At 65.9% G+C, this 24,923-nt stretch carries 20 protein-coding genes; 12 read left to right on the top strand and 8 right to left on the bottom strand.

Annotated elements, in window-relative coordinates:
- The first annotated feature begins 237 nt into the window (after nucleotides 1-237).
- The 3 genes from FW760_RS14015 to FW760_RS14005 all read left to right on the top strand — a co-directional run bounded on the left by FW760_RS14015 (nucleotide 238) and on the right by FW760_RS14005 (nucleotide 3,479).
- The gene (locus tag FW760_RS14015; RefSeq protein ID WP_043859804.1) at nucleotides 238-855 is read left to right on the top strand and encodes a LysE family translocator; all 618 of its coding nucleotides are present in this window, start codon (nucleotides 238-240) and stop codon (nucleotides 853-855) included.
- A gap of 46 nt (nucleotides 856-901) precedes the next feature.
- The gene (locus FW760_RS14010; RefSeq protein WP_054915940.1) at nucleotides 902-1,720 is read left to right on the top strand and encodes an AraC family transcriptional regulator; all 819 of its coding nucleotides are present in this window, start codon (nucleotides 902-904) and stop codon (nucleotides 1,718-1,720) included.
- A 379-nt stretch (nucleotides 1,721-2,099) separates the two neighbouring features.
- Nucleotides 2,100-3,479, top strand: a complete 1,380-nt coding sequence (locus FW760_RS14005) for an NAD(P)-binding domain-containing protein (protein WP_078479816.1) — start codon at nucleotides 2,100-2,102, stop codon at nucleotides 3,477-3,479.
- A gap of 57 nt (nucleotides 3,480-3,536) precedes the next feature.
- On the opposite strand, the gene FW760_RS14000 is transcribed toward FW760_RS14005, so the two are convergent.
- Entirely contained in the window at nucleotides 3,537-3,944 is a 408-nt protein-coding gene (locus tag FW760_RS14000) for a hypothetical protein (protein WP_147303849.1), read from the bottom strand.
- A 148-nt stretch (nucleotides 3,945-4,092) separates the two neighbouring features.
- Here FW760_RS14000 and FW760_RS13995 point away from each other — a divergent pair, with 148 nt between their 5' ends.
- Nucleotides 4,093-5,256, top strand: a complete 1,164-nt coding sequence (locus FW760_RS13995) for a lysozyme inhibitor LprI family protein (RefSeq protein ID WP_446443830.1) — start codon at nucleotides 4,093-4,095, stop codon at nucleotides 5,254-5,256.
- A 10-nt stretch (nucleotides 5,257-5,266) separates the two neighbouring features.
- On the top strand, nucleotides 5,267-6,421 hold the full coding sequence (locus tag FW760_RS13990; protein WP_446443829.1) for a lysozyme inhibitor LprI family protein: 1,155 nt from the start codon (nucleotides 5,267-5,269) through the stop codon (nucleotides 6,419-6,421).
- Here the strand turns inward: FW760_RS13990 and FW760_RS13985 are convergent.
- The gene (locus FW760_RS13985; protein ID WP_043861666.1) at nucleotides 6,415-7,593 is read right to left on the bottom strand and encodes an MFS transporter; all 1,179 of its coding nucleotides are present in this window, start codon (nucleotides 7,591-7,593) and stop codon (nucleotides 6,415-6,417) included. The two genes, FW760_RS13990 and FW760_RS13985, sit on opposite strands and share 7 nt — an antisense overlap.
- Before the next feature lie 178 nt (nucleotides 7,594-7,771).
- Nucleotides 7,772-8,905 carry an MFS transporter gene (locus tag FW760_RS13980; RefSeq protein WP_282361663.1) on the bottom strand — a complete coding sequence of 378 codons (1,134 nt, stop codon included), beginning with the start codon at nucleotides 8,903-8,905 and terminating at the stop codon, nucleotides 7,772-7,774.
- A 97-nt stretch (nucleotides 8,906-9,002) separates the two neighbouring features.
- On the opposite strand from FW760_RS13980, the gene FW760_RS13975 reads away from it, so the two are divergent.
- Nucleotides 9,003-9,893, top strand: a complete 891-nt coding sequence (locus FW760_RS13975) for a LysR family transcriptional regulator (protein ID WP_446443828.1) — start codon at nucleotides 9,003-9,005, stop codon at nucleotides 9,891-9,893.
- 114 nt (nucleotides 9,894-10,007) lie between these two features.
- Nucleotides 10,008-11,675 carry an FMN-binding glutamate synthase family protein gene (locus FW760_RS13970; RefSeq protein WP_043861663.1) on the top strand — a complete coding sequence of 556 codons (1,668 nt, stop codon included), beginning with the start codon at nucleotides 10,008-10,010 and terminating at the stop codon, nucleotides 11,673-11,675.
- Between the two features lie 27 nt (nucleotides 11,676-11,702).
- On the opposite strand, the gene FW760_RS13965 is transcribed toward FW760_RS13970, so the two are convergent.
- Entirely contained in the window at nucleotides 11,703-12,992 is a 1,290-nt protein-coding gene (locus tag FW760_RS13965) for an OprD family porin (RefSeq protein ID WP_043861662.1), read from the bottom strand.
- A 395-nt stretch (nucleotides 12,993-13,387) separates the two neighbouring features.
- On the opposite strand from FW760_RS13965, the gene FW760_RS13960 reads away from it, so the two are divergent.
- Nucleotides 13,388-15,478: a TonB-dependent receptor gene (locus FW760_RS13960; protein WP_446443827.1), complete on the top strand. Its 2,091-nt coding sequence runs from the start codon at nucleotides 13,388-13,390 to the stop codon at nucleotides 15,476-15,478.
- A gap of 142 nt (nucleotides 15,479-15,620) precedes the next feature.
- Here FW760_RS13960 and FW760_RS13955 read toward each other — a convergent pair whose 3' ends face one another.
- The 4 genes from FW760_RS13955 to FW760_RS13940 form a co-directional block, all read right to left on the bottom strand.
- Entirely contained in the window at nucleotides 15,621-15,821 is a 201-nt protein-coding gene (locus FW760_RS13955; protein WP_078481589.1) for a hypothetical protein, read from the bottom strand.
- Between the two features lie 184 nt (nucleotides 15,822-16,005).
- Nucleotides 16,006-17,112 (bottom strand): agmatine deiminase, encoded by a 1,107-nt coding sequence (gene aguA, locus FW760_RS13950; RefSeq protein WP_054915931.1) that lies wholly within the window; start codon nucleotides 17,110-17,112, stop codon nucleotides 16,006-16,008.
- A 2-nt stretch (nucleotides 17,113-17,114) separates the two neighbouring features.
- Nucleotides 17,115-17,993, bottom strand: coding sequence for an N-carbamoylputrescine amidase (gene aguB / locus FW760_RS13945; RefSeq protein ID WP_043861659.1), 879 nt, complete (start codon nucleotides 17,991-17,993; stop codon nucleotides 17,115-17,117).
- 198 nt (nucleotides 17,994-18,191) lie between these two features.
- Nucleotides 18,192-21,077 carry an aminotransferase gene (locus tag FW760_RS13940; RefSeq protein WP_446443826.1) on the bottom strand — a complete coding sequence of 962 codons (2,886 nt, stop codon included), beginning with the start codon at nucleotides 21,075-21,077 and terminating at the stop codon, nucleotides 18,192-18,194.
- Between the two features lie 392 nt (nucleotides 21,078-21,469).
- Between FW760_RS13940 and rfbB the strand changes: the two genes are divergently transcribed.
- From rfbB to rfbD, 4 genes are read left to right on the top strand one after another with little or no spacing between them, the layout of a single operon-like run.
- A complete protein-coding gene (gene rfbB / locus FW760_RS13935) occupies nucleotides 21,470-22,552 on the top strand; it encodes a dTDP-glucose 4,6-dehydratase (RefSeq protein WP_043861652.1) in 1,083 nt (360 codons plus the stop codon).
- Nucleotides 22,549-23,430, top strand: coding sequence for a glucose-1-phosphate thymidylyltransferase RfbA (rfbA, locus tag FW760_RS13930; protein ID WP_054915924.1), 882 nt, complete (start codon nucleotides 22,549-22,551; stop codon nucleotides 23,428-23,430). The genes rfbB and rfbA overlap by 4 nt, the downstream gene beginning before the upstream one ends.
- Nucleotides 23,421-23,966 (top strand): dTDP-4-dehydrorhamnose 3,5-epimerase, encoded by a 546-nt coding sequence (gene rfbC, locus FW760_RS13925; RefSeq protein ID WP_043861650.1) that lies wholly within the window; start codon nucleotides 23,421-23,423, stop codon nucleotides 23,964-23,966. The genes rfbA and rfbC overlap by 10 nt, the downstream gene beginning before the upstream one ends.
- Nucleotides 23,963-24,823 carry a dTDP-4-dehydrorhamnose reductase gene (gene rfbD, locus FW760_RS13920; RefSeq protein WP_054915923.1) on the top strand — a complete coding sequence of 287 codons (861 nt, stop codon included), beginning with the start codon at nucleotides 23,963-23,965 and terminating at the stop codon, nucleotides 24,821-24,823. The genes rfbC and rfbD overlap by 4 nt, the downstream gene beginning before the upstream one ends.
- The last annotated feature ends 100 nt before the right edge of the window (nucleotides 24,824-24,923 follow it).

Here is a 24,923-nt window from a genome sequence, read left to right as displayed (position 1 = left end):
AACGGCCTGCCTGAACCCCAGCAAGGCGCACCGCCCACGCAAAATCTGTCCGCATATTACAGTCCTTCAGACGTGTCTGGCCAAACGTGTGTAAACGCAGCCCTACGCCGCAGTGGACGGCCTCTTCGCCGGCAATGCCGGCTCCTGCAGGGTGGCACCCACAAACGTACAAGCCAGCCAAAGGCTGGCCGTTTAACGTCACCTGCACACCACCTACCCACACTCGCAGGGGACACAATGGAAATCTTTCTCTACGCCTTCAGCGTGATGTACAGCCCCGGCCCGGTGAACGTGATGGGCCTGAACGCCGGCCTTACAGGCCAGTTTCGCCGCACCGCAGGCTTCTTCGTCGGCGTGGGCGGCGCAATGTTCGTGCTGTTCATCCTGTTCGGCTACACCGGCGAAGCCATCATCTCCAAGGCCGCGCTGCCCTACCTCGCCCTGGCCGGCGGGCTCTACACCAGCTACCTGGCCTTCAAGGTCTACACCGCCAGGGTCCAGCTCACCCAATCGTCCGATGCCCCCGCCAAGGCGCTGACCTTCTGGAACGGCTTTCTGATCCAGGCCCTCAACCCCAAAGGCATGATGGTGGTGCTGCCGATCACCAGCGTGATGTTCCCCGCCGCGCACCTCAGCGGCGCCAGCATCGCCGCGGTGTCGGCGCTGATCGCCCTGGGCGCTGCCGGCGCGCCGGGCCTCTACGCCTTGCTGGGCGCCGTGCTGGGCAAGCGCATCAGCAAAGAGGTGTACTTCAACCTGTTCAACCGCCTGATGGGCATCGCCCTGGCCGTGTGCGCCGCCTTCATGTTCCACGATTTCTACATTCACATTCAGGCAAACGCCGGCACGCTGTAACCTGTGTTGTCGCCGGCCTGACTCTATCGCTCGAAAGGTGAGCAGAATGCTCGATCTACCGTCACCGCAAGACTGGGTGAAACACGCCCCACCGTCCCCCAGGGTCGAACGCCTGGAGGCCTTCTTCAGCGCCCACGGTTTCGACCCGCACCGCCACGATACCTATGCCATCGGCCGCACCCTGGCCGGGGTGCAGAGCTTCAGCTACCGCGGCGCCAGCCGGCACAGCCTGCCGGGGGAGATCCTGGTGCTGCACCCGGACGAGGTGCACGACGGGCATGCGGGCTCGGCGTCGGGGTTTCGCTATCGCATGCTCTACCTCACCCCGGCGCTGGTGCAGGAGGTGCTCGGGGGCCAGCCGTTGCCGTTTCTCAAGGGCGGGATCTCCCGCGACCCGCGCCTGGCGGCCGCCACCCACGCGATGCTCGCGAGCATGGACGACAGGCTAGACCCGCTCGAAGAGGACGACGCGCTGCTGGGCCTGGTAAGCGCGCTGCAGGCCGTGTGCGGGCGCCCGGCATCAAGGCAGGCCCACGACTACGCCGCCGCCCGGCGTGCCCGCGAGTACATGGATGACAGCCTGGAGCAGCCCATCACCCTGGATGACCTGGCCGCCTGCGCCAACCGCGACCGCTGGAGCCTGTCCAAGGACTTTCGCGCCTACTTCGGCACCAGCCCCCACCGCTACCTGACCCTGCGCCGCCTCGACCGTTTCAAGGCCTCGGTGTTCGCCGGTCAGTGCCTGGCGGACGCAGCCGTAGAGGCCGGTTTCTTCGACCAGAGCCATATGTCCAGGCACTTCAAGAACGCCTACGGCATCACCCCCTCGCGCTGGTGCAAACCCCTGCTCGGGCGCCTTGATTGAGTTTGCGCGCTGGCGGGTGGTGGGGTCGCCGACCTTGATATCCCCACCCCCATCCGTTATAGATAAAAAGGAAACCATAACGAAAAGAGGCCATTCCAGCCCCCCATGAACGAGATCACACGCATCTTTCGCCCTTCAGGCCCCCATTTTGCGCCCTGCGCTGATGGCTACGGGCCGAACACAGTCACCCCTTCCCCGCTCTCGACCCTGTTCCACGCACTGTCGATTCCGCCAGGCAACATCCTGCTGGCCCAGATGCGCAAGCGCCCCGTCCCTCCACCTGCACCGTAGCGCCTGAATTCCACCACCCTCGGCTTTTGCCGCTCGGGGTTGGGGAGCCTTTGCATTTTTTTCAGCGTTCAACTGTTCAGGAATCTCTATGACTCTTCGTGTAGCCATCATCGGTGCCGGCCCGTCCGGCCTTGCGCAACTGCGTGCCTTCCAATCCGCCCATGCCCAGGGCGCCCCCATGCCCGAAATCGTCTGCTTCGAAAAGCAGGCCGACTGGGGCGGCATGTGGAACTACACCTGGCGCACCGGCCTCGACCAGCACGGCGAACCGGTGCACGGCAGCATGTACCGCTACCTGTGGTCCAACGGCCCCAAGGAATGCCTTGAATTCGCCGACTACAGCTTCGACGAACACTTCGGCCGGCCGATCTCCTCGTACCCGCCGCGCGAAGTGCTGTGGGACTACATCCAGGGCCGCGTGAAAAAGGCCGGGGTGCGCGACTACATCCGCTTCAACACCGCGGTCAAGAACGTCAGCTTCGATGAAACCACCCGCGAGTTCACCGTCAGCGCCTACGACTACAGCGCCGGGCAGGGCATCGAGCAGGTGTTCGATTACGTGGTGGTCGCCAGCGGGCACTTCTCTACGCCGCACGTGCCGGAATTCGAAGGGTTCGAGCGCTTCGCCGGGCGCATCCTGCACGCCCACGACTTTCGCGAGGCGATGGAGTTCAAGGGCCAGGACCTGCTCATCGTCGGCAGCAGCTACTCGGCCGAAGACATCGGCTCGCAGTGCTACAAGTACGGCGCGCGCTCGATCACCACGGCCTACCGCACCCAGCCGATGGGCTACAAATGGCCCAAGGGCTGGGAGGAGCGCCCGCAGCTGGTGCGTGTCGAGGGCAACCTGGCGTTCTTCGCCGACGGCTCGAACAAGCGCGTGGATGCGATCATCCTGTGCACCGGCTACCAGCATCACTTCCCGTTCCTGCCCGACGAACTGACCCTCAAGACCAACAACCGCCTGTGGCCAACCGGCCTGTACCAGGGCGTGGTGTGGGAGCAGAACCCGCAGCTGATCTACCTGGGTATGCAGGACCTGTGGTACAGCTTCAACCTGTTCGACGCCCAGGCCTGGTTCGCCCGCGACTACATGCTGGGGCGCATCAAGTTGCCGGCCAAGGCCGACATGCAGGCCGACAGTGCCCGCTGGCGCGCCGATGAAGAGGCCCTGGACACCACCGCCTCGATGTACGAATTCCAGGGCCGCTACATCAAGCACCTGATCGCGCAGACCGACTACCCCAGCTTCGATATCGATGCCGTGAACCGCATCTTCCTCAAGTGGAAGAGCGACAAGAAGAGCGACATCATGGGCTATCGCGACAAGTCGTACCGTTCGGTGATCACCGGCACGGCAGCGGTGCCGCACCATACGCGGTGGCTGAAGGCGATGGACGACTCGCTGGAGGAGTACCTGCGCGAAACGGACGGCAAGAAGGGCGAAGTGAAGGCGCTGCGCGGGTAGCCTCGCCGACGCCCGAAACCGGTGCCCCCACAAGACCGGCCCTTGCCGGCGCGGCCTCTACTGCGGGCACTGGTAACCGGTTTGCCCCCGCTGCAGGCCGATGACCTCGCGATGCACCTGGCTGGGCCCGTAGTCGGCATTCCAGCCACGGCGTTCGGCCACCGGCTGCGGCGCATAGCCGTCCTTGCAGGCCAGCAGGTGGAGCATCACGTTCGCCTCGCCCATCAGCGGCTCCAGCTTGAGGGTGCGCCTGGGCGCCAGTTGTACCCTCCCCTGCGCGTCGCTGCGGGCCACCACCACCCCTGCATCAATAATGCTCACCCCGGCCAGTGGCTGCCGGGTGTGCTGATCGACGACCGTGGTGTCGAGCCCGTCGTGCACGATCACCGAGCGCGGCATGCAGCCTTGCAGCAGCAACAGCGCGGGCAAAGCGGTGTACCTCCACCAGCGAAATCGGACTGTCATGGCAAGCTCCTGCAAGGCCTGAAACACGGCAGTCTACTTGCGCGACCGGATTTGTGCAGAAGCGTCGAGATCGACACGCAGGTGCCTTTCCGTCGCCCGTGGCGCTCACGTATCATCCGCCCCCTGCCCCGGCCCACATGGACGTCCGATGACCCCCGCCGCCCGCCTGTTCACCCTGCTGGCTTCCAGCACCCTGCTTGCCCTTGCCCTGCACACTCCGGCCGCCGTCGCCGCCGGCTTCGATTGCAGCAAGGCACGCACCCTCATTGAAAAGTCGGTGTGCGACACGCCAACGCTGTCGGCCAAGGACGACCAGCTCAACGCGCTGTACAAGCCACTGATGACCCGGCGCATCTATCGCGAACTGGAAACCCGTTGGGTAAACGAGGTGCGCGACCGCTGCCAGACCGCCACCTGCCTTGAGCGCGCCTACGACCTGCAGATCCGCAAACTGACCGCGCTGCCGCCACCGCCCGTGCCCGGCCTGCGCGACGCGGTGCCGCTGCCCCAGGGCAGCGCCTACCGTACCCTGCAGGACGAGCCGTGGCCGCGCTTTGCGCTGGCGGCTATCCCGGACATGTACCCCGATTCGCTGGCCCAGCTGATCGATGTGGGCATCAAGGACGGCGTGCTGTACGCGCTGCTCTACGTGGCAAATTCGTCCGACGGCCCCGGCTACAACCAGGACAACTGGTCGGTGCAGCCGTCTTCGGGCGTGCTGCTCGAATACGCCGACAACCGCCCCGGCCTGCATGTGATCGACCGCGACGTGCGCTTTGCCGGCTGGCGCATCAGCGAGCTGATGGACCAGGGTGAACGCTATGCCGGCATCCAGGACGGCGCGTTCTACTACCGCCAGCGCACCGAGGGCGAGCTGCAGCAGGCCATGGTCTACACCCTGGGCAGCCGCCAGCCGCCGCAGGCCACCACCACGGTGTTCCACGCCCAGTCGCGCACGCTGCGCTTTGCCAAGGCAAGGGTGCTGGGCAACATGAACGACGAGAACAGCGACCTGCGCCTGAACTACGAACACGCCCTGCCGCGCCCCGCCAGCGAAACCGTGCTCGACCCCGAGAGCGGCGGCTGGAGCCTGTCCAACCTGGCCTGGAGCGAGCGCCGCCAGGTGCTGTACTTCGAGAACAGCGGCGCCATGGCCTGCATCTGGCGGGTCGACCTGAGCGGCAAGGTGCTGTCCAAGATCGTGCCCGAACACACGGCCGGGCAACCGCTGGCGGTGGAGCTCGACGGCCGTGAAGCGATCGTGTACGTCGAACACGACCAGTTGATGTTCGCCCTGTCGCCCGACCTGTAAGGACACCCCCATGCATACCGTGACCCGCCTGCTCACCCTGCCCGCCTTGCTGGCCCTGGCCCTGCACGCGCCGGTGGCCTCGGCCGCCGGTTTCGATTGCAGCAGGGCCAACACGATTCTGGAAACCGCGATTTGCAACACGCCCTCGCTGTCGGCCAAGGACGACCAGCTGAATGCGCTGTACACCCCGCTCAAGGCGCAGAAGATATTCCGCGAGCTGGAAACCGACTGGCTGAAGAACGTGCGCAACCAGTGCAAGACCCCCGAGTGCCTGGAGAGCGCCTACGACCGCCAGATCCGCCGGCTGACCGCCGTGCCGGCACCGGCGCCGGTTGCCTCCGACAGCCTCGCACCGCTGCCCAAGGGCGAGGTGTACGCAAAGGTCGAGGACGCGCCGTGGCAGCGCTTTGCCCTGGCCCCGTTCATCGGCATGAGCGAGGACTCGGTGGCGCAACTGATCGATGTGACCGTCAAGGACGGCGTGCTGCACGCGTTCGTGTACGTCTCCGGCGACCCTGACGGGCCCACCTACGTGCAGGACAAACACCTGACGCTGGCCACCTCCGGTACCCTGCTCGAATACGCCGACGATCACCCCGGCTGGCATGTGATCGCGCGCAACGTGCGCTTTGCCGGCTGGTCCCACAGCGGCTTCAACGACCAGCGCGAGCGCTACGCCGGGGTGCAGGACGGCGCGTTCTACTACCGCCAGCGCAGCAACGGCGAGCTGGAGCAGTCGATGGTGTATGCCGTGGGCAGCCAGCAGCCGCCGCAACCGACCACCCAGGGCTATCACGCCGGCTCCAACACCGTGCGCTTTGCCAAGGCGCGTGTGCTCGAAGACCTCAACGTGGCCAACGACCAGTTGCGCCTGGCCTACGAAAGCGACGGCAACTCGCGCGGCTACGAGAGCGTGATGGCGCCCGACTCCAGTGGCTGGAGCCTGGTCAACCCGATCTGGAGCGAACACCGCCCGGTGCTGTACTTCGACAACAGTGGCGGCATGGCCTGCGTCTGGCGGGTCGACCTGGTGAACAAGGTGCTGTCCAAGATCGTGCCCGAGCACGAGGCGGTGTCGGCCCGCCCGGTGGACATCAATGGCCGCGAAGCGCTGGTGTATGTGCAGGAGAACCAGCTGATGTTCGCCATCGCCCCGGATCAGTAACCCTGTGGCAACGCTCGGGCCCGCCAGCGCCCGAGCAGCCGGCCCACGCTCACCAGCCAGTTGAGCAGCGCCACGCACAGCACGCTGAGCAGCAGTGCATGCGGGCCGCCCTGCACGATCAGGGTGCCGGCCAGCAGCGGGAAGCCGAACACGCCGATGAAGTACCCCAGGCTGAACAGCAGCAGTGCCTGCGGCGTATAGCCGGTGGGCGCTTCGTTGGCCGCCAGGCCGTTGATCACCGAATAGTTGAGCCCGTAACCCACCCCCAGCAACGCCGCCGCCAGCAGGTAGCTGAGGGCGTCCTGCACCCACCAGCCCAGTGCGATGACGGCCAGCACCATCAGCCCGGTCAGCAGGCACGAGGTGCGGTAGGCGTCATGCCGCACCACCCAGCCGGCGATCAGCAGCCGGCAGCCGATGGCGGCGAGCATGAAGCCGACGAAGAACAGCGAATAGTCCAGCCCGCGACTGGCCGCGTAGGTGGTCTGGAAGCTGCCCAGCCCGCCGAACACCGCGCCGCCCAGGCCCACCATCAGGATCGGCCAGCGCGCCGACGAGCGCAGCACCTGGATGCCGGCGTGGCGGCTGATGCGGGCGCTGGCCGCCTGTGCCGGGTGCTGGCGGGCCAGCCAGGCGAAGACCAGCATCCCCACAGCGGCGGCCAGGGCGGCGGTGTAGAACGCGGTTTCCAGTGGCAGGTGCAGCAGCGAGGCGAGCTTGCCGGCCAGCGGGCCGGAGCCGATGCCACTCATCATGCTGCCTGACAGCAGCGCGAAGCAGTGGGTGCGTCGGGCCGGCTCGACCAGCGCGGCAACCAGGATCGGGCCCAGGGTGTAGAACGCACCCCAGCCCAGGCCCAGCAGCAGGCCGCACAGCCACAGGCTGAAGTCGACGCCAGGTACCAGGGCAAAGCCCAGGCAGGCGCCGATCAGGCACAGCGCCGACTGCGCGATGGCGCGGGCGGTGCCGAGCCAGTCGGCGAGATGGCCGCTGCCGAGCACGGCGATCACGGTGCTGAGCATGGCGATGGCGATGATGCTGCCGGCGTCCTGTTCGTTGCCACCTCGGGAAGTGACCAGCAGCGAGAGCAGAAAGGTCGAGCCGTAGGACAGCGACAGCAGGTAGCTGGCCAGGCACAGCAGGCCGAAATGCGGGGTGGTTGTTTTTGTCATGGTGGGTCCGCCGATGGGTATGGCTGTTTTAGCATGGGGATTGGCGGTGGCAGTTGTGGATGTACCGGAGTTGGGATCTGTGCCGACCGGACTAACGCATCGCGGGTCAAGCCCGCTCCCACAAGGATCCCCGCTGTCCTTGTGGGAGCGGGCTTGACCCGCGAAGGGGCCGAAGGGTTCAGCGCCAGCCCACCCGCCCGATCAACATGAACACCGCCTGAAACCCCAGAATCAGCACCACGCACCCGGTCCAACCCCACTGCTGCCACAGCACCGCCGGCAACAGCGCGCCGGCACTCCCGCCCAGGTAATAGCAGGTCAGGTAGCGCCCGATCGCCCCGGCCTTGTTCGCGCCGGCCGTGGTCGCAATGAAGGTGTTGGCCGCCGCCTGCGCCAGGAACACCCCGGTCGAACTCAACGCCAGCCCCAGCACGATAACCCACAGCGTGGGCACAAGCGTCAGGCCGATGCCCACCGCGCCGACAACGCCCGCCACCATCAGCAGGTGCAACGGCGGGCGAGCCCTGGCCAGGCGGCCGGCAATCGGCGTGACCACCAGCGCCAGCAGAAACACCGCATAGATCGACCCCAGCGCCGCCGCCCCCAGCCCGAACGGCGCCCGGCTCAGGTGCAGCCCCACATAGGTGAACGACGCCACCTGTGAAAACAGCACGCAGAACCCCACCGCGCACGCCGACCACAATGGCCAGCCAAACCGTGGTGGCGCACTGGCCCTGCGCGTGCTCGCCGGCATCGGTTCGAGCACCAGCAGCCAGCGAATCCCCAGCCCCATCAGCAGCACCACCAGCGCCAGCACCTCGAACGCTTCGCGCCAGCCCCAGTACTCGGTCACCCACGCCACCACGAAGCGCCCGGCAAAGCCGCCCAGGATAGTGCCGGTCACGTACAGGCTGGTGACCTCGGTCACGCTCGCGCCCTGCCATCGCTCACCAATCAGCGCCACGCTGCAGGCGAAGATCACCGGTATCAGCAAGCCCTGCACCGCCCGCCACAGCAGCAGCTCGGCAAAGCTGCCCACCGTGGCCATCAGCAGCACCGGGGTGGCCAGCAGCAACGCCGCCATCACGATCAGCGTCACCGGCGACCAGCGCCGCGCCAGCCAGCCGACCCAGGGCGCAGTCAACGCCACCATCAGAGTGGTGATGGTCAGGCTCCAGCTCACCTGGCCAATGTCCACGGCAAACTGCCGGGCCAGTTGCGCGAGGATGCCCTGGGTGGCGTACAAGGGGAGGAACGCCGCGCAGCCGCACAACAACATCGCGACCCGCGCAGCCGAAGAAGGCGCCTGCATGGCAAAACTCGTTAAAGTGTGTGGCGCCCTTTATACGGCGCCCCACTCGCCCCGGGCCAATACCGATTTCGGACCGATCGATACCTCAAGGTGCACCATGCTCGACCTCCGCAAACTGCGCTATTTCCTGGCCGTGGCCCAGGCCCTGCATTTCGGCCGCGCCGCCCAGGCCCTGCACCTGGCCCAGCCCGCGCTGACCCGGCAGATCTCGGCGCTGGAAGCCCAGCTGGGGTTCAGCCTGTTCGAGCGCAGCAGCCGCAACGTCAGCCTCACCGTGCAGGGCCAGGCCTTCGTACCCTATGCACGCAACGTGATCGAGCAACTGGCGCTGGCCGAAACCATGGCCGCCAGGCTCGCCAGCGGCATGGCCGGCCACCTGAGCCTGGGCTATGCCAGCTCCGTAGCCCTGAGCGACCGCTTTACCCAGGCCATCCAGCGCTTCGCCCAGGCCTTCCCCGAGGTGCAGTTGAACCTGATCGAACAGGCGTCGATGAACCAGTGGGCGCAGCTGCGCGACGGCACCCTGGACATCGGCCTGAGCCGCCTGCCGCCCCCCGCCGAGCACAACCTGCACACCGACACCCTGGAGCACGAACCCCTGCTGCTGGCGCTGCCGGTCAGCGACCCGCTCAGTGAACAGGCACAGGTCAGCCTGGCGCAGTTGCAGCAGCGCCCGGTGATCCTCTACCCCGAGCAGCACGGCACCGGGCTCAACCTGGCCATCGAGACCCTGTTCGCCAACGCCGGCCTGCCGTTGCACCGCGGCCCCAGCGGCCAGCAGACCACCACCATCATCGCCCTGGTCGCCGCCGGCCAGGGCGTGGCGGTGGTGCCGGCCTGCACCAGCGCGCTGGAACGCAAGGGCGTGTGCTACCGCCCGCTGAGCGATGTCGATGCACACATCGCGCTGCATGCCATCAGCCGCCGGCACGGCCGTTCGCGGGCGGCCGAGGCGTTCCTGGCGATCATCAACCAGCCGGGCCCATGAGCCCCAGCGCCTGGCAAGCACGGCGCGGATAAAACTGTTTTACCGAAACCACGGGTTTTCCGCCGCAGTGCTTTGCCTATCCTAGGCGCGACAAACACCATCAGCGGAAGATTCATGCGCCTCTCGTTTCCCAGCCGTTATGCCTGCCTGGCGGCGTGCCTCACGTTCAGCCTGGCCAGCCTGCCGTTTCTTGCCACTCACGCCTGGCTCTGGCCATTGACCCTGATCGGCACGCTGCTCTCGCTGGTGGGCCTGAACGACCTGCGCCAGCGCCAGCACGCAGTGCGGCGCAACTACCCGATCCTGGGCAACCTGCGCTACCTGATCGAGACCATCCGACCCGAGATCCGCCAGTACCTGCTCGAAGGCGACGACGACAAGCTGCCCTTCTCCCGCGCGCAGCGCTCGCTGGTGTATGCACGGGCCAAGAACGAAAGCGCCGAGAAAGCCTTCGGCACGCTCAATGACGTGTACCGCCCAGGCTTCGAGTTCATCAGCCATTCGATGCTGCCGGTCAACACCCCCGACCCGGCCTCGTTTCGCATCGCCATCGGCGGCCCGCAATGCCGCCAGCCTTACTCGGCATCGATCTTCAACATTTCGGCCATGAGCTTCGGCGCCCTCAGCGCCAACGCCATCGGCGCGCTGAACAAGGGCGCCAGCCTAGGCCGTTTTGCCCACGACACCGGCGAGGGCAGCATCAGCCCCTACCACCGCGAACATGGCGGCGACCTGATCTGGGAAATCGGCAGCGGCTATTTCGGCTGCCGCGACGCCCACGGCCGCTTCAACCCGCAGCGCTTCGCCGAACAGGCCCGCGACCCGCAGGTGAAGATGATCGAGATCAAGCTCAGCCAGGGCGCCAAGCCCGGCCACGGCGGCATCCTGCCGGGGCACAAGGTGAGCGCCGAGATCGCCGCCACGCGCGGTGTAGCGCCCGGCGAAGACTGCATCTCGCCCGCCGCCCACAGCGCCTTCAGCACGCCGGTGGGGTTGCTCGAGTTCGTGGCGCAGTTGCGCGAGCTGTCCGGCGGCAAACCGGTGGGCTTCAAGTTCTGCCTGGGCCACCCCTGGGAGTTCATGGGCATCGCCAAGGCCATGCTGGCCACCCAGATCGTGCCCGACTTCATCGTGGTCGACGGCAAGGAAGGGGGCACCGGCGCTGCGCCACGCGAATTCAGCGACAACATCGGCGTGCCCATGCGCGAGGGCCTGATGTTCGTGCACAACACCCTGGTGGGCCTGAACCTGCGCCACAAGGTGCGCATCGGCGCCGCCGGCAAGATCGTCAGCGCGTTCGACATCGCCGGCGTGCTGGCCCTGGGCGCCGACTGGGTGAACTCGGCGCGCGGCTTCATGTTCGCCATCGGCTGCATCCAGTCGCAAAGCTGCCACACCAACCAGTGCCCCACCGGTGTGGCCACCCAGGACCCGTTGCGCCAGCGTGCACTGGTGGTGCCCGACAAGGCCGAACGGGTGTTCAGCTTTCATCGCAACACCCTGCATGCGCTGGCCGAGATGCTCGCGGCCGCCGGCCTCGAGCACCCCAGCGAACTCAAGCCCAAGCACCTGGTGCGCCGCGTCAGCGCCAGCGAGATCCGGCTGTTTTCGCAGTTGCACGTGTTCCTCAAGCCCGGCGAATTGCTCAGCGGCTCGATCGACAGCGAATTCTATGCACGGATGTGGCGGATGGCCCGCAGCGACAGCTTCGCGCCGCAATTGCAGGATGCGCCCGTGGCGCCGGCGAATGCGGTACGCCGAAAACAAACAACCCCGGCCTAGGCCGGGGTTGTTTGAAGGTCGAATCGATCAGAGGATGCTGATCGGGTACTCGACGAATACGCGGACTTCGTTGCCGTCTGCGGTGTAGTCGATAGCGTTGAGGTTGTTGGTGCCACGCAGGAACGAGCTACGCAGTTTGACGGACAGGTCCTTGGCAGGGCCTTCCTGAACCACGTACTTGAACTGGTTGAAGATTTCGCGCTCTTTGCCTTCGCCGAAGCCGTGGGTGTTGATGTTGTCACCCGCTACGTATGCAAAGTTGTAGGTCAGACCCGGTACGCCGAAGGCGCTGAAGTCCAGGCCGTAGCCGATCTGCCACGAACGCTCGTCTTCGGCGTTGAAGTCGGACCAGTAGGAGTTGGCCAGGAAGATGGTCGAACCACCGTCACCCACGCCGCGGCGGTTCTGGTACCAGCCGTACTGGTAGCCGGTGTCGCCGGTGTTGCGCTGGTGCGCCAGGGTGATCGAGTGCGGGCCGAAGGCGTAGGTGGCCGCCAGGCTCCAGATGGTGTTGCGGTCACCGGTCAGGCCTGCACGGTTGACGTACTTCTTGTCGATGTCCGACTTGTAGCCGTTGAAATCCAGGGTCAGCGACTGGTCGTCGGAGATGGCGTGGACGTAGTTCAGGCCCAGGTAGTGCTTCTTCAGTACGTCTTCGACGTCGGAGGTGTACAGCGCACCGGTGAAATTCTCGGTGAACTGGTACTTGCCGCCGAACACGTTGATCGACTTCAGACCACCGCTATCGCGACCTTCGGCGCTCTTGCGCGCTTCCTGGGTGTAGCGACCGGCGTTCAGTTCCAGGCCCTTGATCTCCTTGGAGGTGATCGATGTGCCAGTGAAGCTCTCTGGCAGCAGGCGGCCGTCGTCATAGTTCAGCACTGGCAGGGTCGGCATCTGGTCGCCGTATGCCAGTACGGTATTGGAGACGCGGAACTTGATCGCAGCACCGGCACGCGCCAGGTTGTGCGGGGAGTTGCTCGGTTCGGTATCGCTTGGCTTGAAGAAGTCGATACCGGCGCCGCCGTTACGACCCTTGCCGCCGTCCAGACGGATGGCGTACAGGCCGAAGGCATCGACGCCCACGCCCACGGTGCCCTGGGTGAAGCCCGACGAGAACTTGCCGATGAAGGCCTGGCCCCACTCGGACTGGTCACTGCTGCCATGCTTCTTGTCACGATTGATGAACGCGTTGCGCAGCAGAACGCTGGCCTTGCTGTCTTCCTGGAAACCGTTCGACGCGGCCTGGTCGTTGGCCATTGCCTGAGTCGCCGCCATAAGCCCCAGCGCGATCAGACTGATCCGTGTTTTCAACATGTTATTTTCCTTATTTCGGAGTGTTTTACGCTCTGCGACCAACGCCAGGAACCACGCCCCCTGCGTGGGTTGACGCTCACGGGTCTGCAAACAAAAAGCCCGCCTGCAACAAGGGTGCAGCGGGCCTTTTCTTGGGACTCTTGGCCGATGGGCCTACAGGCGTTGGGTCCGATCCTAGCCGTGCGTACAAGGCCATGTCAAAAATTCGTGAAAACGACAAGTCATATGGCCATTACGCCGTCTTCAGCGGCGCAGACAAGGCAGCCCGCAATCGGTTGCGCCCGGGTGGAAATACCTGGATACGACCGCACCACAAAGGTGCGTAAATAGCGCTAACATTTGGGAATGCAAAGCATTACCATTCGCACCCTTTTCATCACCAAGTAACTTTGCCGATGCGTGCCACGCCTGTCCCTTGCCGTCTTTCCCCTGTGTCTCTGGGGCTTTGCGCCCTGTTCAGCTCCAGCCTGGCGTGTGCTGCCAGCACCACGTTGCCCGAGCTGTCGGTAACCGCCGACAGCGACCGGGATGACCCCCGGGTCAAGGAAGTGACCACCGCCACCCGCACCTCCACCCCGGCGCGCTACGTGCCCCAGGCCATCGATTCGATCAAGACCGCCAGCGTGCACGACTACGGCACCCATGACCTGGGCAAGGCCCTGAGCGGCATCCCCAACGTCAGCAACAGCGCCGACACCCGCTTCGACAGCCTGCGCATCCGAGGCTTCGACGCCAGCAACGACTTCTACCTGGACGGCATCCGCGACGACAGTCAGTACGTGCGCGACCTGTACAACATCGAACGGATCGAGGTGCTCAAGGGGCCGGCGGCGGTGCTGTACGGCCGCGGCAGCCAGGGCGGTATCATCAACCGCGTGAGCAAGGCGCCCGAAGCCGGCCGACACTCCAGCATCGAGGCCCAGGGCGGCAGCGACGACCTGCGCAGCCTGTATGCCGACCTCAGTGCCGACCCCAGCGACACCCTCAGCCTGCGCCTGAACATGGGCAACCGTGACAACAACAGCTTCCGCCACGGCATCGACGGCAGCCGCCAGCTGTTCGCGCCTTCGATGAGCTGGCAGCTCAGCCCGGACCTGAACTGGCTGGTGCAGTACGAATACAGCCGCTACAACCGCACGCCCGACCGCGGTATCCCCGGCGATCCGCGCACCGGTCGCCCGGTGGATGTCAGGCGCAGCACCACCTATGGCGACCCGCAGCGCGACTACATCGACGACACCGCGCAGTCGCTGCGCTCGCGCCTGAACTACCAGCTAAACGATGCCTGGCAACTGCGCCATACCCTGGGCCTGTTCCAGCTCGACAGCGACTTCGACAACACCTACCTCACCGGCTACAACGCCAGCACCGGCCTGGTCGGGCGCCAGCGCTGGCAGCAGGACCTGAACACGCGCAACCTGTTCAACACCGTGGAAATCGAAGGCAACGTGTCGACCTTCGGCCTGGAGCACACCCTGCTCACGGGGCTCGAACTGGGCGAGCAGCGCCGTCACTCGCTGCTGCGCAGCGGCAAGGGCGTGCCGGGCGTCGACCTGTTCAACCCGGACCGCGGCCAGCAACACAATGGCGTGCTGGCGGTGTCCAGCAACAACCATACAGACGTGCACAGCCGTGGCCTGTATGTGCAGGACCAGGTCCGCCTGAACGATCAGTGGCAACTGCTCGTGGGCCTGCGCCATGACCGGTTCGAGGTGGACACCACCAGCAAGGTCAGCGGCCTGAGCGAAAAGCAGCAGAGCAACAGCACCAGCCCGCGCCTGGGCGTGGTGTGGACGCCGCTCAGGGACCACGCTTTCTATGCCTCGTGGAGCAAGACCTTTTCGCCGGTGGGCGGCGGCCTGATCGGCATCACCCCGGGGGCGGCGGGCAACGCCAACGAAACCGGGCCTGAACATACACGGCAGAAGGAGATCGGGGTCAAGAGCGAGTGGCTGGACGAGCGCCTGAGCACCACCCTGGCGGTGTACGAGCTGGAGCTGTACGACCGCCGCAGCCGCGACCCGGACAACGCCGACCGCTACATCCTCACCGGCCTGCAGCGCTCGCGCGGGGTCGAACTGACCGCCACCGGCAAGCTGGGAGGCAACTGGTATGTGCGCGGGGGCATCGGCCTGCAGGACGCCACCATCGTCGAGGACACCAAAGGCAATGCCGGCAACCGCATCAACGACGTGGCGCGGCGCAACGCCAGCCTGTTCGTCACCTGGAAACCGGAAATGGGCTGGTACGCCGAAACGGGTGTGACACTGGTGGGGCAGCGTTATGCCGATACCAGGAACACCATCGTGCTGCCGGGGTATGGCAGCTGGGACGCGCTGGTCGGCTGGCGCACGCAGGATTGGGATGTGCGCGCGGCGCTGAGCAACATTGCCGACAAGACCTACTACAGTTCGGCGACCAGTGCCGGGCAGATCCAGTTCGGTGATCCGCGCAGCCTGGTGGTGACGGGTACCTACAACTTCTAGAACTGCGGTGCTGCCATCGCGGGTCAAGCCCGCTCTCACAAAGACCGCGCCCCCCCCTGTGGGAGCGGGCTTGACCCGCGATGAGGCCAGTACAGCCTCCACAAAAAAGGGCACCACCGCAATCGGTGGCGCCCTTTCCAGTTCAGCGGTAGCACACCCCCAGCAGCGCATCGAGCTCTGCCTCGGTGATCAACCCCTGTGGATAACGTTCCACCAGTGCACGTCGTGGATCGGTCTTCCTGACCCGGAGGGTTCCATGGTGTTTCAACCACTGCGCCACTGCCTCAAGCGCCTCGAGGTTCACCACCGACGGGTGCGAAACCGGTTCACTTGTCGCATTCATTTCCACACGTACTCCCCAGAAGTGTGAGCGGCTACCTTAATCAAACTTTGTGACAGAACTGCGCCGTCGTACTTGCTTGAAATACAAGGCAAAACGAATACAAGAGGTGTGCCAGTTGCGTCGCCGGCCATCGCGCAGGCAAAAAAAAGCCCGTCGATGACGGGCTTGATTTGCCAGGCCGCTCTCAGCGCTTGGCAGGGGCGGGTTGCTGCTGGGTCAGGCAATGGATGTTGCCACCGCCCAGCAACAGCTCGCGGCCCGGCACCATGACCACTTCGTGATCGGGGAACAGACGTGCCAGGACCGCTCTGGCCTCGGCATCGGCGGGGTCGTCGAAGCTCGGCGCGATGATCCCGCCGTTGACGATCAGGAAGTTCACGTAGGAACCGGCCAGGCGTACCGACGGGTTGCGCTCCTGGCTGCCGGCCACCAGATCGACCCCGGCGCACTCCTCTTCGGTAGCGTACAACGGGCCCGGGATCGGCATCTTGTGCACCACGAATTCACGGCCCTTGGCATCGCGCTGGCTTTGCAGCACCGCCAGGGCGGCGCGGCAGCGTGCGTAGTTGGGGTCTTGCGAATCATCGGTCCAGGCCAGTAACACTTCGCCCGGGCGAACGTAACAACAGAAGTTGTCCACATGCCCGTCGGTTTCGTCGTTGTACAGGCCCTCGGGCAGCCACACGATGGTGTCCACCGCCAGTTGATCGCGCAGGATCGCCTCGATCTGCTCGCGATTCAGGTGCGGGTTGCGGTTGTGGTTGAGCAGACACTCCTCGGTGGTGATCAGGGTGCCTTCCCCATCCACGTGAATCGAGCCGCCTTCGAGCACGAAGCCCTCGGTGCGGTAACGCTGGCAGCGCTCCATTTCCAGCACCTTGGCCGCCACCTGTTCGTCGCGGTTCCACGGCGCGTACAGGCCGCCCTCGAAGCCGCCCCAGCTGTTGAAGCCCCAGTGCACGCCGCGCACTTCGCCGCTGTCGTTGATCACGAAGGTCGGGCCGGTGTCACGCACCCAGGCGTCGTCGTTGCTGATTTCCACCACACGGATGTTGGGCATGTCCAGTTGCGCACTGGCGTTTTCGTACTGGCCGGCCGACACACCCACGGTGACCGGCTCGAAACGCGCGATGGCCTTGGCCACCGCCACGTGGGCGGCCTGGGCCGGCTTGCCGCCCAGGCGCCAGTTGTCCGGGCGCTCGGGCCACAGCATCCATACCTGGGTTTGCGGTGCCCACTCGGCAGGCATGTGGAAGCCGTCGGCGCGCGGGGTAGTGTTCAGGGTCTTCATGGTCAGGATTCCAGTGAACCGTCGAGGGTTTTGATCGCACCATACAGGTTCGGACGGCGGTCACGGAAGGTGCCCCAGGCGCTGCGCACGTGTTCCAGTTTGTCCAGGTCGAAGCTGTGCACCAGCACGCCCTCTTCGGTCTGGTCCAGTTCCTCGACCTTTTCGCCGAACTGGTTGGCGATGAACGACGAGCCGTAGAAGGTGATGGCGTAGCCGTCCTGTTCTTCGCGGCCGATGCGGTTGCTGGCCACCAGCGGCATCAGGTTGGCGCCGGCGTGCCCCTGCTGCACACGCTGCCAGTGCTCGCGGGAGAGGATATTGGCATCGTGCGGTTCGCTGCCGATGGCGGTGGGGTAGAACAAAATCTCCGCGCCCAGCAGCGCCATGCTGCGGGCGCACTCGGGGAACCACTGGTCCCAGCAGATGCCCACGCCGATCTTGGCGTAGCGGGTCTGCCACACCTTGAAGCCGGTGTCGCCGGGGTTGAAGTAGTACTTCTCGTGGTAGCCGGGGCCGTCGGGGATGTGGCTCTTGCGGTACACGCCCAGGTTGCTGCCGTCGGCGTCGATGATCGCGATGCTGTTGAAGCGGGCGCGGCCGGCCAGCTCGTAGTAGCTGATGGGCAGCACCACCTGCAGCTCCCTGGCGAGCGTCTGGAAGTGCGCGATGGCGGCGTTGGTTTCGGTGGGCGTAGCCAGTTGCAGGTAGTCGGCGTTGGGCTTCTGGCAGAAGTACGGGGTTTCGAACAGTTCCTGGATCAGGATGATCTGCGCGCCCTTGGCGGCGGCTTCGCGCACCAGTTTTTCGGCGGTGGCGAGATTTGCCTGGCGGTCCCAGGAACAAGCCATCTGGGTGGCGGCGACGGTGACGGTACGGCTCATGGGAACCTCCTTGGGAAGTTACAAGGGAAGACGATGAGCACTTTATAGCCGATAAATATCGGCTTTAAAAGCCAAAAATAATTAAACCACTCAGGTTCGTCCGATTATTAATCGATATTAATCGGCGCAAGGGAGGGTTCGTTGACTGCTTCGCTGGCAAGCCAGCGAATGCAGGACAGCGCCCTCCCGACTCCGCCGCTACACCCCCTGCATCAACACCCGCTCCACACTGTCCACAAAGAAATCCACGCTCGCTCGCGTAGTGCACATGGGCGGCTTGATCTTGAGGATGTTCAGGTAGTCACCGGTCGGCTGCATGAAGATGCCCAGCTCGCGCAGACGCTCGCACAGCGCCGCCGTCTCTTCGGTGGCCGGTTCCAGGCTGGCGGCATCACGCACCAGCTCCAGGCCCAGGTAGAACCCCGACCCATGCACCGCACCCGCCAGCGGATACTTATCGACAAGCGCCTGCAGACGCGCCTTGAAGTACCCACCCACCTCGCGCGCGTTGTCCCACAGGCCCTCCTCCTCCATCACGTCCAGCACTGCCATGCCGATACGGCAGCTCACCGGGCTGCCACCGGCCGACGAGAAGAAGTAACCCTCGGCCTCCAGCGCCTCGGCGATCTCGCGCCGGGTGATCACCGCGCCCAGCGGCTGGCCGTTGCCCATGCCCTTGGCCATGGTGATGATGTCCGGCACCACACCCTGCTGCTCGAAGCCCCAGAAGTACTCGCCCAGCCGCCCGTAGCCCACCTGCACCTCGTCGGCGATGCATACCCCGCCCCGCGCGCGCACCCTGGCATACACCTGCTGCAGATACCCCGCCGGCAACGGGATGCCACCGGCATTGCCGTACACCGGCTCGCAGATGAACCCCGCCAGCTGACGCTCGCCGATCTCGGCCAGGCGTTCGTCGACATCGCGCACATAGTCGGCGGTGGTGTCCTGCCCACGGTACTTGCCGCGGTAGGTGTTCGGTGCGGTCACCGGGTGCACCCAGTCGGGCCGGGTGCTCAATGCCTGCGGGTTGTCGGCGATGGAGGTCGAGATGGCATCGGTGGCCACCGACCAGCCGTGGTACGCCTCCAGCACGCTGAGCATGTCGCGCCCGCCGCTGGCCGCCCACGCCAGGCGGATCGCCAGGTCGTTGGCCTCGGTGCCGCTGTTGACCAGGAACACCCGGTCCATCCCCGGCGGCGCCAGCGCCAGCAGGCGCTCGGAAAACTCGGCGATGGCCGCATAGTGAAAGCGCGAGTTGGTGTTGAGCAGCGACCACTGGCGCGCCGACTCGCTCACCATGCGCGGGTGCCCATGGCCCAGCACCGCGACGTTGTTGAGCATGTCCAGGTACGAGCGCCCCTGCATGTCGATCAGGTAGTTGCGCCAGCCGCGCTCGATATGTGGCGGCTGCTGGTAGTAGTGCTTCTGCGAGCGCGCGAAGCTGGCGTCGCGACGCGCCAGCAGGGCATGCGGGTCGGGCAGTGGCGCGGCGTCGCAGTCAAAGCCCAGCAGCGCAGCCGGCGAAGGGCACAGCGCCTGCCACGCCAGCGCACGCGAAGGCGCGACGAAGTTCGGCGGTTGCAGGCCGGCCACGCGGCACAGCTGCACCTCGAGCTCGGTGGCGTGCCCCAGCGGCTCGCCCTGGGCGATGACCGCGCCCGATGCGGGGCTTTGCACCACCCCGCGCAGCCACAGGCTGGAGGCGTCACCTTCAAGGCACGCCCAGCCCTGCTCGCCGTGGCGCCAGGTGCCGGCAAACGGCGCCACCAGCGCACTGTCCACGGGCAGGTGCAGCTCCACGTGCAGCGCACAGGTGTGCGGTTCCAGCGGGTTGTCGATATGGGTCTGCGACAGGCGGTACTGGGCATACAACGTGCTGGCCGGGGCCGCATGGGTACGCAGCAGGTGCTGGTCGATGCCGGGCTGCTGCCAGTTGCCGGCGCTGAAGTGCTCGCTCAGCACGCCAAGATCGACCCGCGCCACAGCCTGGTCGCGCAACCCCGGCAGCAGCATGCCCGTGGCCGGCAGCGGCGCGGGCGCAAGGCCGGCCAGTTGCATGATCGCCGCCTCCATCAATGCAAACGGCACACCGGCTGCCACCTCGAAGATCTGCCACTCATGGGCCAGGTTGTCGCGGCTGTAGGTGTTGCCGGGGTCGACGCCCACCTGCTGCTCGCCACTGAGCACCAGCACCGCCGCGCGCGCCACGATCATCGGCCATAGCGCTCGCAGCTCGGCCTCGTGCAGCGGGTTGAGCGCATGGTAGGCAGCGATGGCCGGCAGGATGCGCAGCGGGTCGCCGTCGACATGATGCAGCAGCGCCGCGCAGGTCACCGACAGGTCGGCGATGCGCCAGGTGTGCAGCAGGTCGCCGAAATCGATCACCCCCTGCAACTGCCACTCGCGTGCGCCATCGCGCTGCCACACGGCGTTGTCATCGGTAATGTCCAGGTGCACCGCCTGCATCGGCAGCTGCGCCAGCAACGGCTCTAGCGCCACGCGGGCCTGCTCGGCAATGGCCTGCACCCGCACCTTGCGCGGCCCGTCGGCCAGCACCGGGAGCAGGTGGGCGATCACCGCCTGGGCATGGCGCGGGTCCCATTGCAGGGTGCGCTCCAGCCCGGGGTGGGTGAAGTCCGCCAGCGCCAGGTCGACCCGTGCACACAGCGCCCCCAGCTCGTGCATCAGGCGCGGCGCCATGTACGGCAGGCGGGTCAGGGTCTGGCCCTCGATGTAGGTGAGCACCCGGGCGCGCACCGGCTGGCCGTCGATCGTCAGTGCCAGCAACGGCTCGCCACCGTTGGCACGACGAACGGCCGGTACCGGCACACCCTGACGGTGCAGGTGCTCCAGCGCCGCATGCTGGGCTTCAAGCTCCTGCTGCGCATAGTCGCCATGGCAGACCTTGAGCACGAAGCGCCCGTGGGGCGTATCGACGCGAAAGTTCAGGTCCTGCTGGCTGCCCAGCGGCTGCAGCGTGCCTTGAAGCCCGTAATGCGCCTGCAGCAGCTGCGCCGCCTGGGCCGGGTCGAGATCGGGGCATGGCAGGCTGGCGCGGTGAATGAGGGTGTTCAGCGACATGGAGAAGGCCTCGATTTTTTTTGTCGCTTATATCGCCACCGCTGCTGCCGATAAGCAAGGGGAGTGACGAAGAGAAAGAATTGAACGTATTCTGACCCGCCGTCGATTTCGCCCTCCAACCCCGGGACAGACGCTTGAAGCAGGTTGCCATCCTCCAATCTTGCTCCCGCGCATGCAGCAGGCGATGAGCGACGCCGGGTTCACCGCGTACTTTTCCGACAACCTGCCCCTCGGCGCGCAGATCGGCGGCAGGATCAGCCACTATTAACTACGCGGGCATCCGGCCGATAGCCTGACGTCGGCCAGCGCTGCGTTGCCCTTGCACCGGCTGGCGCCTGGCGACAAGCTACGAGCCACCTGAACACCACCCGCTGCACCAAAGGCCATTCGACATGCGCATACTCATCACCGGCGGTGCCGGCTTCATCGGTTCGGCGCTGGTCCGCCACCTGATCGAGCACACCGACCACCACGTGCTCAACCTGGACAAGCTGACCTACGCCGGCAACCTGGAGTCGCTGCACAGCATCGCCAGCAACACCCGCTACGAGTTCGTGCAGGCCGATATCGTCGACCAGGCCACGGTGAGCGCGGTGCTGGAGCGCTTCCGGCCCCAGGCGATCATGCACCTGGCAGCCGAGTCGCATGTCGACCGCTCCATCGACGGGCCGGCGGCGTTCATCCAGACCAACATCGTCGGCACCTACAGCCTGCTCGAAGCCACTCGCGCCTACTGGGGCACGCTGCCGGCCGCCGAGCGCGAGGCGTTTCGCTTCCATCACGTGTCCACCGACGAGGTGTATGGCGACCTGCATGGGGTCGACGACCTGTTCACCGAAACCACTCCCTACGCACCCAGTTCGCCCTACTCGGCGAGCAAGGCCGCGTCCGACCACCTGGTGCGCGCCTGGCAGCGCACCTACGGGCTGCCGGTGCTGCTGACCAACTGCTCGAACAACTACGGGCCGTACCACTTCCCGGAAAAACTCATCCCGCTGGTGATCCTCAACGCCCTGGCGGGCAAGCCGCTGCCGGTGTACGGCAATGGCCAGCAGGTGCGCGACTGGCTGTTCGTCGAGGACCATGCCCGCGCCCTGCTCAAGGTGGTCACCGCAGGTGAGGTGGGCCAGACCTACAACATCGGCGGGCACAACGAGCAGACCAACCTCGAGGTGGTGCACGCCATCTGCGCACTGCTCGAAGAGCTGGCCCCCGCACACCCGGCGGGCGTGGCGCGCTATGCCGACCTGATCACCTTCGTGCAGGACCGCCCCGGCCACGACCTGCGCTACGCCATCGACGCCGGCAAGATCGAGCGCGAGCTGGGCTGGCGCCCTGAAGAAACCTTCGCCACCGGCCTGCGCAAGACCGTGCAGTGGTACCTGGACAACCTGGAGTGGTGCCGCCATGTGCAGGACGGCAGCTACCAGGGCCAGCGCCTGGGCAACAGCGATTTCAAGGACCTGATTGCATGACCAAAGGCATCGTACTGGCAGGCGGCTCCGGCACGCGCCTGCACCCCATCACCCTGGGCATTTCCAAACAGCTGCTGCCGGTATACGACAAGCCGATGATCTACTACCCGATCTCGGTGCTGATGCTGGCCGGCATCCGCGAGATCCTGATCATCTCCACCCCTCACGACCTGCCACACTTTCGCCAGCTGCTGGGCGACGGCAGCCAGTTCGGGGTGCACTTCGAGTATGCAGAGCAGCCCTCGCCCGACGGCCTGGCCCAGGCGTTCCTGATCGGCGAATCGTTCATCGGTGACGACTCGGTGTGCCTGATCCTGGGCGACAACGTATTCCACGGCCAGCGTTTCACCGAGCAACTGCTGCGCGCCGCCGCCCACTCCAGCGGCGCAACGGTGTTCGGCTACTGGGTCAAGGACCCGGAGCGTTTCGGCGTGATCGAGTTCGACGCGGCAGGCAACGCCCTGTCGATCGAAGAAAAGCCCGCGCAGCCCAGGTCCAGCTACGCGGTCACCGGCCTGTACTTCTACGACAACGACGTGGTGCGCATCGCCCGCGACATCAAGCCTTCGCCGCGTGGGGAGCTTGAGATCACCGATGTCAACAATGCCTACCTGCGCCGTGGCGACCTGCGCGTGGAGCGCTTCGGGCGTGGCTTCGCCTGGCTCGACACCGGCACCCACGACAGCCTGCTGGAGGCCTCGCAGTACGTGCAGACCATCGAGCATCGCCAGGGCCTGAAGGTCGCCTGCCTTGAAGAGATCGCCTTCCAGCAGGGCTGGATCTGCCAGGAGCGTCTGCTGGAGCGGGCCAAGGCCTTCGGCAAGACCGGCTACGGCCAGTACCTGTACGGCCTGACCGGAGACCAGCAATGGAAGTGATCGCCACCGCGCTACCGGACGTGCTGATCCTCGAACCCAGGGTGTTCGGCGATGACCGCGGGTTCTTCTACGAGAGCTTCAACGCCCAGGCCTTCAGGGCCGCAACCGGCATCGATGCACAGTTCGTGCAGGACAATCATTCGCGCTCGCTGCGCGGCGTGCTGCGCGGCCTGCACTATCAGGTGCACAACCCCCAGGGCAAGCTGGTGCGCGTGACCCAGGGCGAGGTGCTGGACGTGGCGGTGGATATCCGCCGCAGCTCGCCGACCTTCGGGCAATGGGTGGCGGTACACCTGTCGGCCGCCAACCACCGGCAGGTGTGGATCCCCCAGGGGTTTGCCCACGGTTTCCGGGTGCTCAGCGACAGCGCCGAGTTCCTGTACAAGACCACCGACTACTACAACCCGAGCGCCGAGCGCTGCATTCGCTGGGACGACCCGCAGCTGGCCATCGACTGGCAACTGGACGCACCGCCGCAGCTGTCGGCCAAGGATCAGGTCGGCCAGTTGCTCAAGGACGCCGACCTGTTCCCATGAAAATCCTCATCACCGGGCGCAATGGCCAGCTCGCCCAGGCCCTACAGCAGCGCCTGGCCGGGTTGGGCCAGGTGCATGTACTGGGCCGCGAACAGCTCGACCTGGCCGAGCCCGAACGCATCCGCCAGGTAGTACGCGAGCTGAGCCCCGACCTGCTGGTGAACGCCGCCGCCTATACCGCAGTCGACCAGGCCGAAAACGAACCTGCGCTGGCCTTCGCCATCAACGCCACTGCACCCGGCGTACTTGCCGAGGAGGCCGCACGGCTGGGCGTACCGCTGCTGCACTACTCCACCGACTACGTGTTCGACGGCAGCAAGGCCACGCCCTACACCGAAGACGACGCGCCCAACCCCCTGAGCGTGTACGGACGCAGCAAGCTGGCTGGCGAGCAGGCCATCCATGCCGTGGGCGGCGCGCACCTGACACTGCGCACCAGCTGGGTGTACTCGTTGCACGGGCGCAATTTTCTGCTGACCATGCAGCGTCTGCTGCAGGAAAAACCGCAGCTGCGCGTGGTCGCCGACCAGATCGGTGCACCGACCTGGGCCGGTAGCCTGGCCGCCAGCACCCTGGCGTTGATCCAGCGCTGGCAGGCCGGGCAGGCGGGTGCGTGGGGCACCTACCACATGACCGCGCAGGGCCAGACCTCCTGGTTCGGTTTCGCCCAGGCCATCGGCGAGCATCTGAAGGCTCAGGGCAGGCCCTGCGCGCAGCTGCTGCCGATCCCGTCCAGCGAGTACCCGACCCCGGCGCAGCGCCCACTGAACTCGCGCCTGGACTGCAGCCGCCTGCGCCAGCAGTGGCAGGTGGAGCAGCCAGACTGGCGTCAAGCGCTGATCGAGTGCCTGAAGTAGCGCATAATGCGCCCAACGTTTCTGCGCCCTTTGCGACGCCATCGCGGGTCAAGCCCGCTCCCACGGGATAATCAGTGGCCTTGTGGGAGCGGGCTTGACC

Source organism: Pseudomonas sp. 1176_21, assembly GCF_052850635.1.
This window is presented reverse-complemented; position numbering and strand designations above follow the sequence as displayed.

Excerpts from the sequence above, each read along its gene's own strand:
- FW760_RS14015 (WP_043859804.1), top strand. The coding sequence starts at position 238 with ATGGAAATCTTTCTCTACGCCTTCAGCGTGATGTACAGCCCCGGCCCG.
- FW760_RS14010 (WP_054915940.1), top strand. The coding sequence starts at position 902 with ATGCTCGATCTACCGTCACCGCAAGACTGGGTGAAACACGCCCCACCG.
- FW760_RS14005 (WP_078479816.1), top strand. The coding sequence starts at position 2,100 with ATGACTCTTCGTGTAGCCATCATCGGTGCCGGCCCGTCCGGCCTTGCG.
- FW760_RS14000 (WP_147303849.1), bottom strand. The coding sequence starts at position 3,944 with ATGACAGTCCGATTTCGCTGGTGGAGGTACACCGCTTTGCCCGCGCTG.
- FW760_RS13995 (WP_446443830.1), top strand. The coding sequence starts at position 4,093 with ATGACCCCCGCCGCCCGCCTGTTCACCCTGCTGGCTTCCAGCACCCTG.
- FW760_RS13990 (WP_446443829.1), top strand. The coding sequence starts at position 5,267 with ATGCATACCGTGACCCGCCTGCTCACCCTGCCCGCCTTGCTGGCCCTG.
- FW760_RS13985 (WP_043861666.1), bottom strand. The coding sequence starts at position 7,593 with ATGACAAAAACAACCACCCCGCATTTCGGCCTGCTGTGCCTGGCCAGC.
- FW760_RS13980 (WP_282361663.1), bottom strand. The coding sequence starts at position 8,905 with ATGCAGGCGCCTTCTTCGGCTGCGCGGGTCGCGATGTTGTTGTGCGGC.
- FW760_RS13975 (WP_446443828.1), top strand. The coding sequence starts at position 9,003 with ATGCTCGACCTCCGCAAACTGCGCTATTTCCTGGCCGTGGCCCAGGCC.
- FW760_RS13970 (WP_043861663.1), top strand. The coding sequence starts at position 10,008 with ATGCGCCTCTCGTTTCCCAGCCGTTATGCCTGCCTGGCGGCGTGCCTC.
- FW760_RS13965 (WP_043861662.1), bottom strand. The coding sequence starts at position 12,992 with ATGTTGAAAACACGGATCAGTCTGATCGCGCTGGGGCTTATGGCGGCG.
- FW760_RS13960 (WP_446443827.1), top strand. The coding sequence starts at position 13,388 with ATGCGTGCCACGCCTGTCCCTTGCCGTCTTTCCCCTGTGTCTCTGGGG.
- FW760_RS13955 (WP_078481589.1), bottom strand. The coding sequence starts at position 15,821 with ATGAATGCGACAAGTGAACCGGTTTCGCACCCGTCGGTGGTGAACCTC.
- aguA (WP_054915931.1), bottom strand. The coding sequence starts at position 17,112 with ATGAAGACCCTGAACACTACCCCGCGCGCCGACGGCTTCCACATGCCT.
- aguB (WP_043861659.1), bottom strand. The coding sequence starts at position 17,993 with ATGAGCCGTACCGTCACCGTCGCCGCCACCCAGATGGCTTGTTCCTGG.
- FW760_RS13940 (WP_446443826.1), bottom strand. The coding sequence starts at position 21,077 with ATGTCGCTGAACACCCTCATTCACCGCGCCAGCCTGCCATGCCCCGAT.
- rfbB (WP_043861652.1), top strand. The coding sequence starts at position 21,470 with ATGCGCATACTCATCACCGGCGGTGCCGGCTTCATCGGTTCGGCGCTG.
- rfbA (WP_054915924.1), top strand. The coding sequence starts at position 22,549 with ATGACCAAAGGCATCGTACTGGCAGGCGGCTCCGGCACGCGCCTGCAC.
- rfbC (WP_043861650.1), top strand. The coding sequence starts at position 23,421 with ATGGAAGTGATCGCCACCGCGCTACCGGACGTGCTGATCCTCGAACCC.
- rfbD (WP_054915923.1), top strand. The coding sequence starts at position 23,963 with ATGAAAATCCTCATCACCGGGCGCAATGGCCAGCTCGCCCAGGCCCTA.